We start from the raw sequence: 19680 nt of genomic DNA on the forward strand, positions 1-19680 counted from the left end.
ATCATGATGCTGCGCACCATCACGCTTTCGCTTCTTGCATTGCTCTCGGCCGCGCCCGCGGCGCGCGCCGAAGAGCCCGCCGCCTATCCTTCCCGCAAGATCAAGATGCTGCTGCCTTACGCGGCCGGCGGCGGCGGCGACGTGGTCGGCCGGCTGCTCGCGGACAGGATGGGCAAGACGCTGGGGCAGAGCATCTATATCGAGAACCACACGGGCGCTGCCGGCACGCTGGGCACGCAGATGGTCGCGACATCAGCGAATGACGGCTACACCATCACCGTCGGCGGCATGACCACCCACGTGCTGGCCCCGGCGATCTATCCGAAACTGCCCTATGATTCGATCAAGGACTTCACGACGATCGGCCGCGTCGGCGTCTCCTCGATCATCCTGGTGGCGACCAAGGATTTTGCCGCCAACGACATCAGGAGCCTGATCGCGCTCGCCAAGAAGGGCGAGCCGATCCAGTATGGCAGCTGGGGCATCGGCTCCACCGGCCAGTTCTGCGCGGAGATCCTGATGCAGCAGACCGGCATCAAGATCGAGCATGTGCCGTTCAACGGCATTGCCAAGCTTGCGGGCGACCTGCTCGGCGGCCACATTTCGCTCGCAACGCTCGACGTCGCGACCGCGACGCCGCTGGTGAAGGACGGCTCGATCAAGGCGCTGGCCGCCTGCGGCGAGCGTTCGCCAAGCCTGCCCGATGTCGCAAGCTACGCGGAACAGGGCGTGCCGTTCGACCGCAGCCTGTCCTGGGCGATGTATGCGCCCGCGGGCCTTGCGCCGCCGATTGCGCAGAAGCTGTCGGCCGCGTTGAAGGACGCGCTTGGCGATGCCGAGGTCAAGGAGAAGCTACTGAAGCTCGGCATCACGCCGCAATTCGTCCCGGGCGAGGAGCAGCGCGACATCAACGCCCGCGACATACTGGCCTGGAAGCAGGTTGCCAAGGATGCGGGCATCGAGGTCAAGTGAGCAAGTTGAGCAAGGGAGCGCGGGCATGAGCCGCATCTTCGGCGCGGTACGCCAGAACGGATATGTGGTGCGGGACATCCAGGCCGCGATGACGCACTGGATCGAGGTGATGGGTGTCGGCCCCTGGTACTACATGGATCGCGTCAAGACCGACTGGTTCCGTCATCGCGGGCAGGACTCGTCCGTCGAGATGAGCATTGCGCTCGCCAATTCCGGCGATCTCCAGATCGAATTGATCCAGCAGCGCAACGACGCGCCCTCGCTGTACAAGGAGTTCCTCGATGCCGGCCACGAAGGCCTGCAGCACATGTCCTACTGGAGCCACGACTACCAGGCGCTGTACGACAAGGCGATCGGGCTCGGCTACAGGATCGGGCATGAGGGGCAGATCGGCGGCGACAAGGGGCGCTTTGCCTATTTTGACACGCAGACCCATCCGGGCACGGTGATCGAGATCTCGGACATCAGCGGCACCAAGGGGCCGTTCTTCGAGAAGGTCCGGCAAGCCGCGATGAGCTGGGACGGCACGCGGCCGATCCGCGAGGTCGGCGGGGCGAAATCGTAGCCGGCAAGGCCGGCGCGGCACTTGCACAGCTGTGTGGTAGGGTCTGCTGATTGAAAACGCGCGGGCCGGAGACGGCCCGACGGGGATATCATCAGGGGCGCAAGATGAGCCGAGACCAGGTCTTTGGGTTGCTCCGCAATCTCAAATGGTTCGTGGTCCTCAGCCTGGTCTTTTCCGCGATCCTGTCGCTGCCGGCGCAGATCGTCGAGCTTTATCGCATCAGCTACGCCGATCTGAAGTTCCTGAACCTCGCCTTGCTGTGGCTGACGCTCCTTTTCATCGGCAGCCTGACATGGTTCGGGTCCGCCATGGTGGCTCTGGAGACCCGGGCCCGGCTCGCCGCCGAACCGACCAGAGCGTTCGACCGGACCGCCAGGTTCGCGCCGATCGTGCTGGGGGTGCTCCCGCTGATCGCAAGTGTCGCCGGACATTTCAGCGCAATCCCGTTGCGGCTCGGCGAAGCCGACGCCAGGCTGAGCGAGATCTACAATGCGCCGGGAAGCGCCTTCGACAAGTTCGACGCCTCGCTCGCGATCTCGGTGGGGCAATGGCTGCGCTGGAGCGGCTTCATCGTCCTCATTCTCACCGTTCTTGCTGCCTGGTGCTGGTACTTCGTGGCCAGGCAATACGCGAAGAACCCCTCCTACGTTCAACGCTTTCGCGGCCGGCGATTTCTGTTCGTCACGATCGGCCTGATCGTTGCGACCACCGTGATCTTCGCTGCCGGTCCGGCGAGCCTCGCCGGGCATCTCGGGCCCTTCGTCATCCTCGCTCTCTTCGCGGTCTGCGTCACCGCGTCCTGCACTTATGCAAGCCTGCTGACCGTTCGTTCGCGCCTGCCCTGGATGCCGCTGCTGATCGGCCTCGCCATCGTGCTGTCCTGGATCGACTGCAACGACAATCACACCATCCGGACACTGGACGGGCCGCCGCCGGCATCCGGGCTGGATTCGGCGACGTCCGAATTCACGCGATGGCTCTCCCTTCGGCCCGACCGTGACCAGTTCAAGCAGGACTATCCGGTCTACGTCGTGGCCGCTCGCGGCGGCGGCATCTATGCCGCCTATCAAAGCGCGATCTTCCTGGCCCGGCTGCAAGACCTCTGTCCGGCCTTTCGTCATCACCTCTTCGCCATCAGCGGCGTCTCCGGCGGCAGCATCGGCGCTTCGGTGCTCTCGTCGGCGCTGGCCACCGTCCCGCAGAAAGAGGCCGGCACGACGGCATGCCCGAAGATTGCCGCCTATCTCGATCAGAAGTCCGCTCTGAACGCGGGGCTTGAGGAGCCCGGACCGAATGAGCAGTACGTTCGGAACGTCCTGTCCGCCGATCTGCTGTCGCCTCTTCTTGCATCGACGCTGTTCGGCGACTTCCTTCAGCGCTTCATCTTCCACCCCATAGGGCCGTTCGACCGCGCCCGCGCCCTCGAACTCTCGCTCGAAAGTGCGGCACGATCCGGCGCGATGCCTGGACCGCTGGAGCAGCCTTTCATGTCGCACTGGCAGGCGAACGGCAGCAGGCCGGCGCTGCTCCTCAACTCGACCGATGCGGCTAGCGGGCGACGCGTGGTGTTTTCTCCGTTCACCTTCGGGACCGAAACGAGCGGAGGCAACGTCGATTCCCTCTCGTTCTTTCAATCGCTCAAATCCTCGGACAGTGGGCAAGCGAGCTCCATCCCCATCAACGTCCGCCTGAGCACCGCCGCCTTCGTCAGCGCGCGGTTTCCGTGGGTCTCGCCGGCCGCGACTGTTCTTGCCACGGACCCTTTGTCGCCGCGCGCGAACAAGATGCGGCTCGTCGACGGCGGCTATTTCGAGAACTCGGGCGTCGACACCGCGATGGACCTGATCGACGCGCTGCGAGGAACCGTTGCCGAGATCAACAAGTCCATCGACGATGCGCAGAACACCGAGACGAAACAGCAGGCGCATGTCTCGATCAAGTTGATCGTGCTCGGCGGCGGCAGCTATCCCGAGCGCGGCTCGTTCGGATTCGGGGAGATCCTCGAGCCGATCAACGCCCTGCTGAATACCCGCGATTCCCGCGGCTACATCGCGATCAATCGCGCCGCGCGCGCAATGCCCTCACGATCGCTCGTCAACGAGGTCCACGGCACGCAGGAGATCAGCACGGTCAGGGATCTCCGCCTCGCCACGCTGACGAATCCCTATTATCCGCTGCCGCTCGGCTGGACCATGTCGGACAAGACCCGCGAGATCATCGACAAGCAGAGCGGGCGTTTCTGGGACTGTGAAGCGAAACGGGATTTCACCCAGGACGATCCCAGCGGCGCGACGGCCGATTGCATCCAGGTGCTGCTCGCGCGCGAACTGAACGACACGGTCGACCAGGCCGCGCACGAGATCGCCATCGCGAACCATTACCGCGAGCTCGGAGATGCCCGCCAGGATGCTCCATCGCGTCTCGACATGCGGGCAATCAGCCGCTGCTATGCCGACGGGTCCGCCCTCCCGGTCAAGCTGTTCCAGATCCGCTCGCTGCAAGCGCTGGTGAAGGAGTGGGATCGCCATCCGGAGATCACCGATCTCCGACAGCTCGCCTATGTCCTTGCGACCGCGGCGTACGAGACTCTGGATTTCAGGGTGCTGTCCGAATACGCGGGCAACAGGACGGCAGCAGGCGGGCTCTATCGTGGCAGGGGCTTCGTGCAGCTGTCCCGCCGCGAGGGATACCAGGAGATAGGAGCGCTGATCGGCGAGCCGCTCGCTGACGAACCAGACCTGCTGTTCAACGCCAGCATCGATGCCCGGGCGACCTTCGCATTCTTTTTCGGCAACGGCCGCAACAAGCTGGCACCTTACTTCAGCGACACGCAGGAAGACTGGGAAGGCGCACGCACGGTGGTCGCAGGACGTCTGTCCGAACAACGGCTTCGCCAGCAGTCGGGCCCGATCCTCCGGACCGGCAAGCGATTGCTGGCCTGCCTCAGAGCGGCGCAAACGCCGCAATCGCCGGACAAGCCCAAATAGAGTTTGTTTTGCGGCGAGGGTCGGCTATTCTCGCAGCATTGCAGATCCCGGCTTTTGGGGGCCGTGATGAAATTTCTTTTTCTCTTTATTCTCGGCACATTGGCGCTTGTCCTGGAGCCCGCCGCAGCACTCGCCGACCAGCGCATGGCGCTGGTGATGGGCAATTCGGCCTATCAGCGCGCGCCCAAGCTCGCCAATGCCACCAACGACGCGGGCCTCCTGGTCGAAACCTTCAAGAAGGCCGGCTTCACCGTCGTCGAAGCACGCAACGATCTTTCCGCACAGGACATGCGCCGCACCTTGCGCGATTTCGGCGCGAAGGCACGTGGCGCCGACATCGCCGTGATCTACTATGCCGGCCACGGCATCGAGATCGACGGCAACAATTATCTCGTTCCCGTCGATGCCCAGCTCGAGAACGACACCGATGTCTATGACGAGACCATCGGCCTCGACCGCGTGCTGATCGCCATCGAGCCGGCGAAGCGGCTGCGCCTCGTCATTCTCGATGCCTGCCGCGACAATCCGTTCGCCAAGAACATGAAGCGGACGATGGCATCGCGGGCGGTCGCGCGCGGCCTTGCCAAGGTCGAACCGTCGAGCCCGAACACGCTGGTGGCCTTTGCCGCCAAGGCCGGGCTCACGGCGCTCGACGGCGACGGCAGGAACAGCCCCTTCGCCACCGCGCTGGCGCATCACCTCGCAACGCCCGGCCTCGATCTGCGCAAGGCGTTCGGCTACGTCCGCGACGAGGTGCTGCAGGCCACGACCAACAGGCAGGAGCCGTTCATCTACGGCTCGCTCGGCGGCGACGACGTCGTACTGGCGCCTGCGGCTGCGATTGCTTCGCCGCCGGCCGCGTCCGCGGGCTCCGGCGATGCGAGCGCATCGCGCGACTATGAATTTGCCGAGCGCGTCGGGACCGCGGAGGCCTGGGATCTCTACATCGCGGCGCATCCGAGCGGGTTCTACACAGATCTGGCAAAGGTTCAGCGCAACAAGCTCGCCGCGGCAACGCCCCGCACGCCTCCGGCCATGGCGGAGAACGAGCCGAAGAAGGTGCAGACCTCACCTGTCCTGCCGCCGCAGCCGGAGGCCGCAAAGCCCATGGCTGCACCCAAAATGGCGGCTGCTCCGGCCACCGTCGTCCCGCTCGCGCTCACGGGCGTCCCGGCAGGCGAGACGAAGAGCGTTGCCGCCGTGCCGGTCTCGACTTGCACCACGCGAACCGCGCGCCGCGGCAACGATGCTGTCGGCGGCCCGTTCATTCCGGTCTCGATCAAGCCGAATGTCGAGGGCGCGAGCGTGCGCACGATCGCGGTATCGCCGAACGGCCGGGAGGTCGCCACCGCGGGCGACGACGGCGTGATCCGGCTCTGGGACGCCGCCTCATTTCGACTGACGCGGGTGCTGCGGGGACACGCCGGGGCGGTCTATGCGCTCGACTACTGGACCGACGGCAAACAACTTGCCTCCGCCGGGTGGGACGGCAAGGTGAGGGTATGGGACCTCGGAAGCGACGGTCGCAGCTTGAGCTTCGACGCCGGCGCAAAGCAGTTCGCCGTCGCCTTCGCGCCGGAGCCATCGCTCAAATACCTGGCCTCGGCCGGCGAGGATGGCGTCGTGCGGATCTGGAACCTCGCGACCCGCGAGCTCGCCAAGAGCAAGCTCGATCACCAGAGCGGCGATCCCGCGCGCGCCGCGGTTCGCTCCTTGAGCTATGCGCCCTCCGGCTCGGGTGAATTCGTCTCGGCCGGCTATGACGGCAAGATCAGGTTCTATCGCACCAGCGGTGCCATCGACGCAAAGGACGCCTATGGCCGCAAGGCGCTGCGCGTGGCCTATTCGCCCAACGGCTTGCGCGTGGTCACCGCCGGCTCGGATGCGGAGCTCGGCTCGGCAAAGGTATGGGACGTCAGGAGCGGCGCATCGCGGCTCCTCGCCGGCCATCGGGATTATGTGGTGTCGGCGAGCTGGTCCGCGGACAGCAAGCGCATCGTGACCGGCGGCGGCGGGCGCGACAAATCGGTGAATCTGTGGGACGCCGACAGCGGCCGATTGCTCGCCAGCTTCGCGGGCCATCAGGAGGATGTCGAGGCGGTCGCGTTCTTCCCGGGCGGCACGCGGCTGATCTCGGCGAGCGAGGACAAGACCATCAAGGTGTGGGACATCGCCGAGCGGCGCGTGCTTCTCACTGCGATCGGATTCGGCGATGACGGCTATGTCAGCTACACGCCGGAGGGCTGCTACACCGGTTCGAACGGCATTGAAAGCCGGCTCAGCATCTCCAGCGGCAGCCGCTTCGAGCCGATGTCGCTGGAAGCGCGCAAGGCGATGCAGGAGCCGGCGGGGTTCACGTCGTTGCTGGCGCGGTAGGCGGCGAGCTGTGCTAGCATAGGCCTCGCGTCCGAACCTTCAGCGAGGCAAGCATGTCCAGCACTGACAAGGTTTTCGCCGGCTCGATCCCAAAGCTCTATGACGAGTATCTCGTCCCGATGATCTTCTCCGTCTATGCGGAGGACATCGCCAGACGCGTCGCGGCACGCGCTCCCTCGACGCTGCTCGAGATTGCCGCGGGCACCGGCGCAGTGACGCGCGCGGTGGCGGCGGCGCTGCCGCGCGGCGTACGTTATGTCGCGACCGATCTCAACGAGCCGATGCTCGCCGTCGCCGCGCAGAGGCAGGCGGACGATGATCGCATCACCTTCCGACAGGCGGACGGGATGGCGCTGCCCTTCGGCGACGCCGGGTTCGATGTGGTCTGCTGCCAGTTCGGCGCGATGTTCTTTCCGGACCGCGTCAAGGCGTATGGCGAGGTGAAGCGCGTGCTCAGGGGCGGCGGCACGTTCGTGTTCAACGTCTGGGACCGCATCGAGGACAACGTCGTCACGCACGAGGCGACGACCGCACTCGCCAGGATGTTTCCCGACGATCCGCCGCGTTTCATGACCCGGACGCCGCACGGCTATCACGACAAGGCGCTGATCCGATCCGACCTCGAACGCGCGGGCTTCCGCGACATCACGATCGAAACGCTGTCCGAAATCAGCCGCGCACCGTCGGCCGAATATGCTGCGACCGCGCTGTGCCAGGGCACGCCGCTACGCAGCGAGATCGAGGCAAGGGACGCCAGCAAGCTTCAGGCTGCAACCGACCTCGTCGCCGAGGCGCTCCGAACCCGGCATGGATCCGGGGCGGTCGACGGCAAGATCCAGGCGATCGTGATCGAAGCGCGGGCGTAGAGGTTACCTCGGCCTGCCTTGGCGGGCCGATAGCTACCACCAGCTCCGCTGCATCGGCTGCGTCGACTGATAATACTGGTACTGGCCACGCTGCCGGCGCGGATTGGCCTGCTGGACGTAGGGATCGCGCTGCTGGAAGAAGAAGCCGAAGCCGTTGCCGCCATTGTCCCAGCCGTCATCGCTGGCGATCATGGCAGGCGCGGTCGGCTTGCGCGTGATGAAGCCGCCTTGCGGCTGATCGCTCAGCACCGCGACGAACTCGGTCCGGTAATTGGTCTCGGCGCTCAGCGGCTCGTCCGAGATGATGATCGAGGAGCGCGGCAATGCGGTCGGCCCGATGCGGTCCCACACGTCTTGCGGGATGGTGATGCGGTCGAGCGCATTGCGGGCCTCGTCGCCGTTCTCGATCGTGACCACGCTCCAGCGCAGCCCCGTGTCGGTCTTGGCCATCGCCGTGAAGATATGGGTGCCGAGCGGCTGCTCGGGATTGCGGATCGTGACGGGGACCTCGATGCTGGTGTCGAACACCTCGCCGCCGCCATCGGGGGCCGGCTTGTGCGTGTTTCGCCGCACATAGAGCTTCTGCGTCGAACGGCTGATGTAGACCGAGACCGGCTCGCCCGCGAGCTTTGCGTCGGTTGCGGCCTTGACGGCATCGGCCTTCCTGGCCGCCGCGGCCTTGGCGGCGTCCTTCGTCGCAGCCACGGCATCGCGCTTCGGCTGCGCGGCAGCCTTGGCGGCGTCGAGCTGCGTCGCCGCGTCAGCGGCCTTGGTCGCGGTCTTCTGCTTCAGCTCCTCGGCCTTGGCGCGGGCCTGATCGGTTTTGGCATTCGCAAGCGTCTTGTCGGCGAAGGCGAGCTCGGCGTCAGCGCGGGCCTTCTGCTGCTCCAGCTTGCGCAGCAAAGCGGGGAGCGATGAAGCTTCTTTTGCGGCGACGGAAGCAGCCTTCTTGGCCTCGTCCGCAGCCCTTGTCGCCTCGGCGGCCTCGGCGGAGAGCTCGTTTGCCCGGCTCGGGGCCGCGGCGATGGCTTCCGGCTTCGGTACGAACAGCGAGGGGTGAGATATCTCGGTCGGGACTGAATCGTGGGGCGAGATGATGACGCGCATCCCGATATAGGTCTTGTCGAACAGGTTCTCGGCGAAGCCAAACGGCATGCGTACGCAGCCGTGTGAGGCGGCGTAGCCGGGTAGCGGTCCGCCATGCAGAGCGATGCCGTTCCAGGTGATGCGCTGCATGTTCGGCATCCAGGCATCGTCATACATGGTCGAGCGATGGTCCTTGTCCTTCTCGACGATGGCGAAGACGCCGGCCGGCGTCTCGCGTCCCGTAGTGCCGGTGGACACCGGCGCCCGCAGGATCCAGCCATCGGCGTCGTAGAAAGTGACCTGCTGGCTCTTGATCGAGACGATCGCCATGATCGGTTCGCCGGCCTGGCGCGGGGCCACCGCCTCGGCCGGCTGGCGCGCCTGCTTGGCCGCGCTCGCCGGCGCGACTGACGCCAGCACCGCCGCAGAAACCGCCATCGCCGCCAATGTCACAATTCCGGGAGGCCCCCGACGCCGCATCGCCTTGGTGGGTTGCGCCGTCGTCATCAGGTTTTTCATGCCATCCTCGGTCGAAATGCCGGCCCGCTCGTGCCGATCATGTATCAGATTGCGATCATTGAATTAAGAAATCGCAGCCGCCTTACGTTCCGTCTGTGGCGATATTCGGCACGGCCCGGCGGTAAACCCCTCATATACGACGGCCTGAGCCGGCGGAAGGTCGGTTGCAGCCCGGGCTGGTCCGAAGCTGGCGGCGGTCACTGCGGCAGAATGTCCGCCTCTGCCGGCGAGGACGCGCCCGTCAGGCGCCCAGTGCCTCGGGAGTTGAAGCCCCGCAGGAACCGCAGCGACAGCGTCCGGATATTTGCGACGTTGAGGAGCCAGGCCGTCGCGGCATAAGCGAGGCCGCCGGCGAGACTGACGATGACGAGCGCGACAAGGCCGGTGCCGCTGACCTGCGAACGCGCAACCAGAATGGCGGCCGCCATCGCCGCGGCCGAAACGGCAACCCCGGCAAGCCGGTTGACATCGAACGGCACGGGATGAGCGCGGTGCATCAGGACGACGGCAACGACGAGACCGATCGCCTCGGTCGCCAGCGTTGCCAGCGCCGCACCATAGATGCCGTAGCCGGCGACCAGCGCGACCATCAGGACCACGCTGACGACCAGCGTGGCGAAGGACTGCGCCGCCAGCATGAAGGGGCGCTCGGCGAGCTGGAAGCTGATCTGGACGTAGAACTGATTGGCGATCCCGAAGAAGCGGGCGAGCACCAGGGTCGGAAGCAGCGCTGACACGCCGGCGCGGAAGTCGACGCCGACGAGCGTGCCGGCGACCTGATCCGCCGCCAGCGCGAGCCAGACCGCAACGGGCGTGACGACGACGAGCAGAAGCTCGAGGCTCTCGGTCAGCCGCTCCCGCGTCGTCTCCCTGTTATTCTCGGACAAGGACCGGAACACCAGCGGCACGGTGGCCGCGGCGACGCTGGATGCGATCATGACCATGAACTGGCGCGGCAAGTCGGCAGCAACGCCAAAAATGCCGGCGGCGTCCTTGCCGAGCAGGTAAGCGACGATGAGCCGGTCGCAGGCCGAATAGACCGCAACGGAGAGGCCGGCGAGCGTCAGCGGCAGGCCGTAGCGCGCCAGCTGCATGAACTGGCTGCGCTCGAAGCGCGCGATCCTGGTGCGGTCGCCGACGAGATTGAGGATGATCCCGGTGAGGGACCCCAGGCCGAACGCCGCGAGCAGCCCCAATCCGCCCCAGCCGAGCCAGATGCCGACGAGGCCGAATCCGACACTGGACACGCTGCGCACGATCGAGATCGCGGCAAACCGGTAGGGACGCAACTTGGCGCGTTCGAACTCCTGGCCGACATCGACCGCATTGGCCATGATCGCGACGAACATGCTGGCGAGCAGCAGCTCGACGCTGACGTCGCTGCGGAACAGGAACACCAGCGGCGTGGTGGCGCAGAGCACCGCGACGGTCAGGCCGAAGGCGACCATCGCCGTGCCGCGAAAATCCACCTCCGCCGACATCGCCTGATAGCGCGACACCGAGAGCTTGATCCAGGCGAAGAAGATCGCGCCCAGGATGCCGGCGAGGCTGAGGCCGACGACATAGACGCCATACTCCGCCGGCGTCAGCAGCCGCGTATAGGCCGTGACGGCAAAGAAGCCCACCGCCGCAGGCAGGATATAGGCGATCAGATAGATCGAGAAATGGCGGTTCAGCATGCGAGCACGGGACCGGCAGCGGTCTTGCGAATATGACGGCGGTTAATCAATGCGACCTTGGCCGGGCGAAGGAACTACGCCGCAGCATCGCTGAAGAGTGTCACATAAGTCTGCAGATCGGGCCGCGAATGCGGCTTCGCAGCCGCTTTTGCGCATTAGCGTTAAATTTGCCCTTCCTCGAACAGTCAGGCGCAATCACGAAAGGAGACAATGGCCTGCGGGCGGCGGAGGTTAACCCAACACCGCGAAACCCCGGCGTCGCAAGGCGCCGCTTGGTACGATGCTGCGTTGGCTCGAAAAGGATCGTCGTGACCAGGCTCGATAGACGCGAATTCCTTCTTGGCGGCGCCGCAGCCCTCGCGGTGGGCGCGTCTGCGTCGGCGGCACCGGCTTCAAAGCTCGCCCAGCGCCGTCCGGGTTTCGGCGCGGCCGCAACGCTCTGGGATCTGCAGGCCGACCCGCGGCTCGGCGAAGCCATCAGCACCTATTGCACGCAGGTGGTGCCGGTGCTCGAGCTGAAATGGCCGATGCTGCGGCCGAATGCGCACACGTTCAATTTCGAGCGCGCCGACGCGATCCTGGATTTTGCGCGTGACAACGACCTGACGATGCGCGGCCACGCGCTGGCCTGGTATCACGACATTCCCGACTGGACCAAGCAGATCAAGGACGCCCGCGGCGTCGAGCGCGCCTATGTCGACCACATCGGCACTGTCGTCTCCTACTACAAGGACAAGCTGACCTCGTGGGACGTCGTCAACGAACCAATCCCGGACAATCCCCGCAGCCCGAAGGATCGACGCGATACGTTCTGGACCCAGCATCTCGGCCAGAGCTGGATCCCGCTGGCGTTCCGCACGGCGGCTGCGGCCGATCCCTTCGTCAAGCTCGCGATCAACGAATATGACATCGAGTCCGCCAAGGACTCGTTCATCGCCAAGCGCGCGGCCTATCGCAATTTGATCATGGACCTGCTCGACCAGGGCGTCCCGCTGCACGCCGTCGGCTTGCAATCGCATCTGCATGCCGAGCTCGAGATCGACACCCACGGGCTCGCCGAGTTCGTCACCGAGCTGCGCTCCTGGGGCCTCGAAGTGCTCGTCACCGAGCTCGATGTCGACGACCAGAAGCTGAGCGGAACTCCTGCGCAGCGCGACGCCATCGTCGCCAAGCGCGTCGACGATCTCCTGACCGCGATCTCGACCAGCGGCCCGGTGCGCTCGATCCTGACCTGGGGACTGTCGGACCGCTATAGCTGGATCAACGGCGTCTTCGCCCGCGCCGACAAGCAGCCGAACCGGCCGCTGCCGCTCGACGGCGAGTTCAAGCCGAAGCCGTTCCTGGACGTGATCAGCAAGTTCACGAAGGACGCTTGAGGGCGCTGGATCTCAGCGCGCCTCCGGCGCGACGGATTCGGCCGCCGCGTCCACGTGGTCGGGTACAAGGCTCGGCGCCCGGCGATCGCGCGAATTGAGGCGAAACACGTCGCGGATGTCGTCGACGGAGGTCGACGAATAGGACTGGATGCAGAGCGCGACCTGCTCGGGCGACGCGGCGCGCATCATCGCTTCGATGGCTGGACGATCGAGCGGCGTGTCGTCCCAATGCGAGACCGCGATGCTGTCCTCCGTGACCCGATGGGTCGCCAGATGCGCGGGCGAGCTCGCGACGAAATGGCCGTACATCAGATATTCCGAGAACTTCTTCTTCCGGCACAGCGCCAGGACCCAGTTCAAACCCGTCGCCGACTTGATTTGCGCGGTCATCGCACGCGCGGTGTCCTTGTCCCAGACCAGGGCATTACCGACGTAATCGTCGGCGGGGAAGGTGCGCTCCTTGATGCCAAGCAGCTGATCGACGGTGCGCAGCCACAGCCCATGCAAGGGGTGGTCGGCGCCGATGTCCTTCGGCGTGACGAACAGCGGCGTCTTCTCGGCCCCGGCATATTGGCCGACATCGAATTCGCGGAAGAACAAATTGTCCGAATCCAGGATGCAGACGCGCTGCTCGGGCGCGTCGAGCACGCCGGCGATCTTGAGAATCTGCTGGATGTGCCAGCCGTGGACGGGAGACGACAGCAGCGACAGCCAGACGCGCCGCTTGCTGATGAACTGAAGCGCCGGCGGCAGCGCGAACAGCCATTTCGGCAAGTACCGCGAGGCCGGAACGATGACCCGCTTGTCGGACGCGAAGCGATCGAACAGCGGCACGTCCTCATCGTTAACGAGAACATAATGCCGCGTGTATCCCGAAAGCCAGGTGTCGATGCTCTCGCTGAGCAGCGAAAAGCGTTCGATATCCTTGGCGTAGCTGGCAGTCAGCAGGGCAACGGAATGCATGGGAAGCGCGCTCGAATGGCCATCAGGCCGCACTCATATCCGCGCGGCGAGACCGGGGAAACTCACAAACGGAATCAAGGTAAAATGAAACGAAGCGTTAGCCATCCGGCAGGGAGGACCATGCCCGCCTGGAGCGAGCTCGTCAGCCATCACGGACGAATACGGGTTCACTCGCCAAAGCTGTGAATGACCCAGTTGCAGCTTGATTATTTGGCGCCACCGCGCAAGATTGTTCCTGCGTTTTGATTTGGACGAATATTTTTCGACTGGGGGGTCGTTATGGGTGTGATCGAATTTTTTGGGGGTACCTCGTTGAGCGACGAGGGTCGCAAGGACCTGCAAGACTTGCTGGTCGCCGAGAAAAAGTAGGCTTCATCGGCCGGGGCGCCGTACGAATCGTCAAGCTTCACGTTTCCAAAGACCACTCGCGCGCCGAGTTGAGGTCTCGCACAAGCTTGCGCCTGTAAACCGGCCGGCAAATCGACAAGAATTCGCCTGAGTGGATCGGTAGAACCGGTCTGGTTGGTTGATTCTTGCTCAGTTGTTTCTTCCGTCGGGACCGGGATTTGCCCTCGGCCTGACGCAAAAGGCCCAATTGATGGCGGACGACAGAATCGAACTCTTTGTCGGACTGATCGAGTCCATTGACGCGCCGGGCGCGGTCGAGACGTGCCGGCGGCTGCTCTCGGTCGACGAACGGCTCCGGGCCGACCGCTTCATGTTCGAGCGGCATCGGCGGCAGTATATTTTCGCGCATGCCATGCTGCGCCTGGCGCTGTCGCAGGTCGCCCCCAACGTCGCGCCGTCCGACTGGTCCTTTGGAGCCGGTCGCTACGGGCGGCCGTTCGTCGCGGCGCCCGAGACCTCGACCGCGCTGCATTTCAGCCTGTCTCACGCCGATGGCTGCGTCGCCTGCGTGGTATCGCGGCACGAGACCGTCGGCATCGACGTCGAAACCGTGTCGCGACGGGTGGCGCCGCTGTCCACCGCGCTTCGCTTCTTTGCGCCGGAGGAGGTCGAAACGTTGCGCGGACTGCCGGAGCCCGCCGCCACCGAGCGCTTCTTCGACTACTGGACGCTCAAGGAGGCCTATCTGAAGGCCAGGGGCTTTGGCCTCAATCTGCCGCTCGACGCCTTCGCGATGCAGGTGTCGCGCGAGGCCATCGAGATCAGCTTCAAGCCCGATATCGCCGACGATCCCGATGGCTGGCGCTTCTCGCTGTGCTCGCCATCGCCATCGCATCGTCTCGCGATCGCCGACGGCTCCCGTGCGGGCGGTGGCCTTCCCATCAGCCGGAATGCCTGGCCGCTGCAGCAAGCGGCTGAATAGTGCGCCGCGCTACTCCCTCTCCCCGTTCTTACGGAGGGAGGTGAAAGATCACCTCGCCTCTTCGAATCCTGCCAGCACCGAGGTCAGGTTCGCGCCCAGAATATCCGAGAGATAGCCGCCCTCCTGCACAAGCACGGTCGGCAGGCCCAGCCTGGCAAGGGCCTGGCCGATGCGGCGGAAGCCGGGCGTGGTGACGGCGAGCCCCTTGAGCGGATCATGTTCGGACGCGTCGAGGCCGAGCGCGATGACGAGCGCGCCGGGGGCAAAGGACTCGATGGCCTTGCGCGCGACCTCCATCGCCTGCATGTAGCCGTCATCGCCGGTGCCGATCGCCAAGGGAATGTTGAGATTGGTGCCGAGGCCCGGACCCTCGCCCCGCTCAGGCGCATAGCCCCAAACATAGGGATAATACGCGACGGGATCGGCATGGATCGAGATCGTGTAGACGTCCGGCCGGGCGTAGAAGATGCCCTGCGTGCCGTTGCCGTGGTGGACATCGACGTCGAGGATGACGACGCGCTCGTGCTTCTGCCGCAGATGCGCCGCGGCGATCGCGCTGTTGTTGAGGAAGCAGAAGCCGCCGGCCATGTCGCGATAGGCGTGATGACCGGGCGGACGGCAGAGCGCATAGACCGCGTCCTCACCGTCCATCACCATCTGCGCGGCAGTGACCGCAACGTCGGTGGCGGCGCAGGCCGCGGCCCAGGTGCCCGGACCGATCGGCGCCGCGGTGTCGGCGGTGTGCCAGCCGAGCTTGCCGACGATGTGGGTCGGATAGGTCGCGGCATGCCGGACCGGGTGGATGTTGCCGATCATCTCCGGGCCGGCATCACCGAGCGCCGTCCAGGCATCCCAGGCTTCGCTCAGGAACGACAGATATTCCGGGCTGTGAATGCGCGCGCGAGGCCCCTGCCCGAACGTGGTCGGCTCGACCAGCTGGTGCTTGCCGTCCTTCAGCCCCTTGAGCAGCCGGTCGGCGCGCTCGGGCTGCTCGGTGGTGCGCTTGACGACGCCGCGGACCAGGAAGAATTGCGGATCGTGGCTGCGGTGCAGTTCGGTATGGACGGCTTTCACTCAAACACTCCGTGCTCGCATGCTCTGGTTTTGACGCATTTTCTTCACGCGAACCGGCATCCACTTCGCTCGAAAACGCTGTTCAGGCTTTGCCGCAGAGTCTTGATCGCTGCGGTCGCTGGATGCAAGCAAGAAGAATGCCGTCTCGACTGCCCTGCACCGGAAGCAGAGCGCCTGCGCCGTTCAGCAGCGCCCGCGCTGGAGGCAGTGCTCGCGGCCCTGCTGATCGGTGCGGAAGGATTCGATGAAGCCGCCCTGACGCTGGGTGACGAAGACGCTCTTGCCGTCGCTGCCGCCGAAGGCGAGGTTGGTCGGCTCCTTGGCTTTCAGCGCGATCTCGCGCTCGACCGCGCCATTGGGCTTCATCAGCGCAACGGTGCCCTTGAGGATGCGGGCGACATAGAGACGGCCGGCCACGTCGGTGCGCAGCCCGTCGACGGTGTCGGGCTGAAATGCCTTGACCAGCTTTGCAGCCGTCAGCTCGTTGCCGTTGATGGCATAGGACCAGATCTGGCCGCTGCTGGATTCCCCGACATAGAGCGTCTTGCCGTCGGGGCTGAGATCGATGCCGTTGGTGGTGCCCATCGCGCGCGGTGACGCCATCACCTGGCCCTGCACCGTGCCGTCGGCGGCTTTCGCAATCCGCCAGATGTGGCCTTCCCTGCCCTTCCAGTTCGGATCGCTCGCATAGATCGTGCCGTCGCGGGCGATCGTGATGTCGTTGGGCTGGTTCATCTCGTCGGAGTGAAACCAGAGGGACGGCTCCGTCGATCCCTTCGGGATCGCGAGGATGTTGTGCTTCTTGTAGTCGGCGATGAACATGGTGCCGCTGCGATCGAAGCGGATGGCGTTGCCGACACTGCCCTCGGGCAGGGTCGTGAACAGCTCCGAGGCGGCGCCGCCCGCGGGCAATTTGCCGATGGTGCCGGGCTTGCCGAGATTGACGACGAACAGATTGCCATCGAGATCGGCGGCAGGCCCTTCGATGCCGAAGGTATATTCGCTTGCGGGCGTCACCTGCACACTGTCGAACAGCTTGGTGTCGGCGGCGGCCAGCGGCGTCGCGACAAGCAGGATGCTACTGCACAGGCACCAGAAATTCCTGCCGGATGTAATAGCCATCGTCGTCGGTGCACTCGCCATTCAGATAGGGATCGGCCGGCCGGAAGAATCGGCTGAAGCCGGGTTTGTCTACAGCGCTCCTTTGTGTCACGACAACGACCTTTGCGGCCGGTATTTCGCCGCATTCCCTGGCGGCTTTGCCAAAGAACTTGCGCTGGGGCGGACCGGGCTTGATCCGCATCCGCGTGCCCGGAACCATCTTCGCGACGAGTAGATCCATGGTGTCGAGCAGGCGCGTGTAACCGGGCTCGGTCTTCGGCAGGCTCTCGCCGCCCGGCGGCATCAGCTTCTCGGCACCGATGCCGCGCAGGCGGGTGCGCAGCTTGCCGGACGAAGGATCCCCCGGATAAATCCAGCCGTCCTGCGCGAGCATGAAGCGGAGCACTGCCCTGTCCTTCTCCGCGTCCGATTGGCCGCTCTTCAAGCCGAAATCGGAATGGCAACCGACGCAGTGCCTCTCGACGAGGCCCTTGCGCAGCGTGGTCAACCGGGCGCTGCCCTGCGCATCTGCCGCGACGAAGGTGGCGAGTTGGTCGATCATCGCCTGGCTGCGCATGTCGCAGGGCAGCGGCGGCGGCGGATCGCCCGCGGCACGATCGATGCGGATCACCGTCTGGTTCTTGTCCTCGACCAGCCAGATCGCGCCGTCCTCCGCGACCGTCATGCCGACGGGGGCGCCTTGCGGCCGCGCGCCGTTGACGCGGTGCCAGCCTGCGATCAGCTCGTCGAACGGCGCCGCCGCCACCTCGCCGGCGTCGGTCCGAAAGCTGCGCGACGGCTCGGCCGCGCAACTGACGCGATAACGCACCGGTGCCGTAACAGGCCTGGGGAAGCCGTGGTCATCGACGTCGTAGACCAGCACGCGGCTGCCGGTCGGGCGATAGCCGTGCAGGCCGACCAGCAGCTTGCCCTCCAGCTCCGGAAACTTGCTGCCGTGATAATACAGCATCCCCAGCGGAGCACCGTGCGGCGGCATCAGCGAGAGCGGCGGCTTGTAGAGCGCGCCGGCCGTGCAGAGCGACTTGTAGACCCCGCCTTGCAGCACGTTCCTGAATTCGGGGCTCGGCGTCGACAGATCGTAACAATAGGGCCAGCCGTAATGCCTGCCCTGCTCGATCGCGTTGATCTCCTCGTTCGGCTTGAAAATGTCGGGCAAGTCACGGCTGTTCTCGCCCTGCAGGAAGGCGTAGCCGGCATCGGGAAAATTCGGATGCAGCACCAGCGCCATCGAGTTGCGCAAGCCGCGCGCATAGACGGTGTGCGGCGGATCCGGGTCATTCGGATTCAACGCCGGGAAGACGCCGCTCGCGGGCGGCGTGAACAGCCAGATCGACGCCATGGCGGACGCGCCCTCGGCGGCCGCGCAAGGCTTCGTGATCGGCGCCGGCGTGATGCAATCGTCGCTGTGCGAGCCGACATTGACGAACAGCCGTCCCTTCCTGTCGAAGACGAATGGCTTGAGCGGATGCGCGCTCTCCTCGACCCTGGTGCCGTCAGGCAGCGTGATCCGGCGGCCGGGCATGTGACGGATGATGGTCTCGACCGTAGCGCGCGGATTGTCGGCGAGCGGATCGAACCGGAAGATGGTCTCGGCAGTCGAAGCGTAGAGCTTCCTGTCCGGACCGATCGCGAGACCGAACGGATATTCGACCCCCGCCAGAAGCTCCTTGAGTCGCCCGCCCTGCGGCGCGCGCGGATCGAGCAGCAGCAGCCGTCCGTCGGCGTGGCCCCAGCCGCCCATGTCGGCCACCACGAACAGGTCGCGCCCCGGCACCTGGACGATCGCGCGCGGAAACTTGAGGCGATCCGCCTCGCTGGCGACGAGCCCGGCGCAAAATCCGGCCTTCATGTCGATCTGGATCCGGGGAAAAGCGAGATCCCCGCTGCCGCAGGTGTCCCCGCCAATCGCATAGCCGCTCAGGCGAAGCGGCTCCGATGACGCCGCTGAGGTGAGCCCGGGCACGACCGCCAAGACCGACACCAAGACCGGCACCAAGACGCCCGCACATGCGCGCAGCCTTCGGCGTTCGCGCCCAGATGTGAAGTAGCTCACGGCGGCCTCCCGGATTTTCCGCGAAAAGCTGTTTCATGCCGGGAAAACGCCGTCCAGCAGAACATCACTCGCCTGTGATTAAACCTGTAACGATCTTCGAGCCGACCAATATCCGTACATTCCCTTACCGGGTTCGACCCGAATGTTTCGCGAAGGCTTCGGGTGGTATCGATTTGCCATCCCAGTTGCTCCCGATAGGAGACGCACATGGTCCAGGTCTATTTTCACTGCTCCAACACCGAGGGCACGCTGATCGACCGCTACGGCGCCGCCGTGTCCAACCTCACCGAGGCCCGCGACCGTGCGTCCCAGATCATGCGGTCGATGATCCTGACGCCGAGCAACGAAGACTGGCGCGACTGGGTGATCCATGTCAGCGACGACGATGGCGAAGAGATTTTCGACCTTCCCTTCACCGCCATGCTCGGCAAGCCGCATTGAGGTGATGCCATGTTGATCGCTTCCCTCAGCCTCTTCCGCCAGCCCCTGAGCTTCGTCGCCGCCAAATGGCAGACGCTGATCCGGGTCGCAGGTGACCCCTACCGTCCCGAGCTTCACTATATGCGCGGGCCCGGCCCGAAATGGCGCGCCAAGTATCAGGCCAGCCGGCTGAACCGCGGGCTCTGAGCGCTTCGCAGATTTCCAACGGTCTCTCCACTCGTCATGCCCGGGCTCGTCCCGGGCATCCACGTTTCTGGCCACGACTGAGAAC

15 protein-coding genes and 1 pseudogene are annotated in these 19680 nt (G+C 65.2%); 10 read left to right on the plus strand and 6 right to left on the minus strand.

Annotation, left to right across the window (positions count from 1 at the left end; all coding sequences use genetic code 11):
• The first annotated feature begins 3 nt into the window (after positions 1-3).
• From Q0743_RS10640 to Q0743_RS10665, 6 genes and pseudogenes are all read left to right on the plus strand, one after another.
• Positions 4-972 (plus strand): tripartite tricarboxylate transporter substrate binding protein, encoded by a 969-nt coding sequence (locus Q0743_RS10640; RefSeq protein WP_298241482.1) that lies wholly within the window; start codon positions 4-6, stop codon positions 970-972.
• A gap of 25 nt (positions 973-997) precedes the next feature.
• Positions 998-1537, plus strand: a complete 540-nt coding sequence (locus Q0743_RS10645; RefSeq protein ID WP_298241483.1) for a VOC family protein — start codon at positions 998-1000, stop codon at positions 1535-1537.
• Positions 1538-1641: 104 nt separating this feature from the next.
• A complete protein-coding gene (locus Q0743_RS10650) occupies positions 1642-4524 on the plus strand; it encodes a patatin-like phospholipase family protein (RefSeq protein ID WP_298241484.1) in 2883 nt (960 codons plus the stop codon).
• Between the two features lie 66 nt (positions 4525-4590).
• Positions 4591-5535 (plus strand): annotated as a pseudogene (locus Q0743_RS10655) (caspase domain-containing protein); the annotation flags it as partial.
• A 111-nt stretch (positions 5536-5646) separates the two neighbouring features.
• Positions 5647-6900: a WD40 repeat domain-containing protein gene (locus tag Q0743_RS10660; RefSeq protein ID WP_298241529.1), complete on the plus strand. Its 1254-nt coding sequence runs from the start codon at positions 5647-5649 to the stop codon at positions 6898-6900.
• Between the two features lie 53 nt (positions 6901-6953).
• Positions 6954-7766: a class I SAM-dependent methyltransferase gene (locus Q0743_RS10665; RefSeq protein WP_298241485.1), complete on the plus strand. Its 813-nt coding sequence runs from the start codon at positions 6954-6956 to the stop codon at positions 7764-7766.
• 33 nt (positions 7767-7799) lie between these two features.
• Here Q0743_RS10665 and Q0743_RS10670 read toward each other — a convergent pair whose 3' ends face one another.
• Positions 7800-9371 (minus strand): L,D-transpeptidase, encoded by a 1572-nt coding sequence (locus Q0743_RS10670; protein WP_298241486.1) that lies wholly within the window; start codon positions 9369-9371, stop codon positions 7800-7802.
• Positions 9372-9568: 197 nt separating this feature from the next.
• Positions 9569-11050, minus strand: coding sequence for a lipopolysaccharide biosynthesis protein (locus Q0743_RS10675; protein ID WP_298241487.1), 1482 nt, complete (start codon positions 11048-11050; stop codon positions 9569-9571).
• A gap of 308 nt (positions 11051-11358) precedes the next feature.
• Between Q0743_RS10675 and Q0743_RS10680 the strand changes: the two genes are divergently transcribed.
• A complete protein-coding gene (locus Q0743_RS10680) occupies positions 11359-12426 on the plus strand; it encodes an endo-1,4-beta-xylanase (RefSeq protein ID WP_298241488.1) in 1068 nt (355 codons plus the stop codon).
• A gap of 12 nt (positions 12427-12438) precedes the next feature.
• On the opposite strand, the gene Q0743_RS10685 is transcribed toward Q0743_RS10680, so the two are convergent.
• Complete coding sequence (locus Q0743_RS10685) at positions 12439-13389, minus strand: DUF6492 family protein (RefSeq protein WP_298241489.1); 951 nt, start codon at positions 13387-13389, stop codon at positions 12439-12441.
• 598 nt (positions 13390-13987) lie between these two features.
• On the opposite strand from Q0743_RS10685, the gene Q0743_RS10690 reads away from it, so the two are divergent.
• Positions 13988-14719, plus strand: coding sequence for a 4'-phosphopantetheinyl transferase superfamily protein (locus tag Q0743_RS10690; protein WP_298241490.1), 732 nt, complete (start codon positions 13988-13990; stop codon positions 14717-14719).
• 48 nt (positions 14720-14767) lie between these two features.
• Here the strand turns inward: Q0743_RS10690 and Q0743_RS10695 are convergent, their stop codons facing one another.
• The 3 genes from Q0743_RS10695 to Q0743_RS10705 all read right to left on the minus strand — a co-directional run bounded on the left by Q0743_RS10695 (position 14768) and on the right by Q0743_RS10705 (position 18908).
• A complete protein-coding gene (locus Q0743_RS10695; protein ID WP_298241491.1) occupies positions 14768-15793 on the minus strand; it encodes a histone deacetylase family protein in 1026 nt (341 codons plus the stop codon).
• 183 nt (positions 15794-15976) lie between these two features.
• On the minus strand, positions 15977-16915 hold the full coding sequence (locus Q0743_RS10700) for an SMP-30/gluconolactonase/LRE family protein (RefSeq protein ID WP_298241492.1): 939 nt from the start codon (positions 16913-16915) through the stop codon (positions 15977-15979).
• Positions 16872-18908 (minus strand): PQQ-dependent sugar dehydrogenase, encoded by a 2037-nt coding sequence (locus tag Q0743_RS10705; RefSeq protein WP_298241493.1) that lies wholly within the window; start codon positions 18906-18908, stop codon positions 16872-16874. Before Q0743_RS10705 ends, Q0743_RS10700 begins: the two co-directional genes overlap by 44 nt.
• 267 nt (positions 18909-19175) lie before the next feature.
• Here Q0743_RS10705 and Q0743_RS10710 point away from each other — a divergent pair, with 267 nt between their 5' ends.
• Together Q0743_RS10710 and Q0743_RS10715 are read left to right on the plus strand one after the other, a co-directional pair.
• Positions 19176-19409, plus strand: coding sequence for a hypothetical protein (locus tag Q0743_RS10710; protein ID WP_094973683.1), 234 nt, complete (start codon positions 19176-19178; stop codon positions 19407-19409).
• A gap of 9 nt (positions 19410-19418) precedes the next feature.
• On the plus strand, positions 19419-19595 hold the full coding sequence (locus tag Q0743_RS10715) for a hypothetical protein (protein WP_298241494.1): 177 nt from the start codon (positions 19419-19421) through the stop codon (positions 19593-19595).
• The last annotated feature ends 85 nt before the right edge of the window (positions 19596-19680 follow it).

This window comes from uncultured Bradyrhizobium sp. (assembly GCF_936943645.1).
Classification (GTDB): domain Bacteria; phylum Pseudomonadota; class Alphaproteobacteria; order Rhizobiales; family Xanthobacteraceae; genus Bradyrhizobium.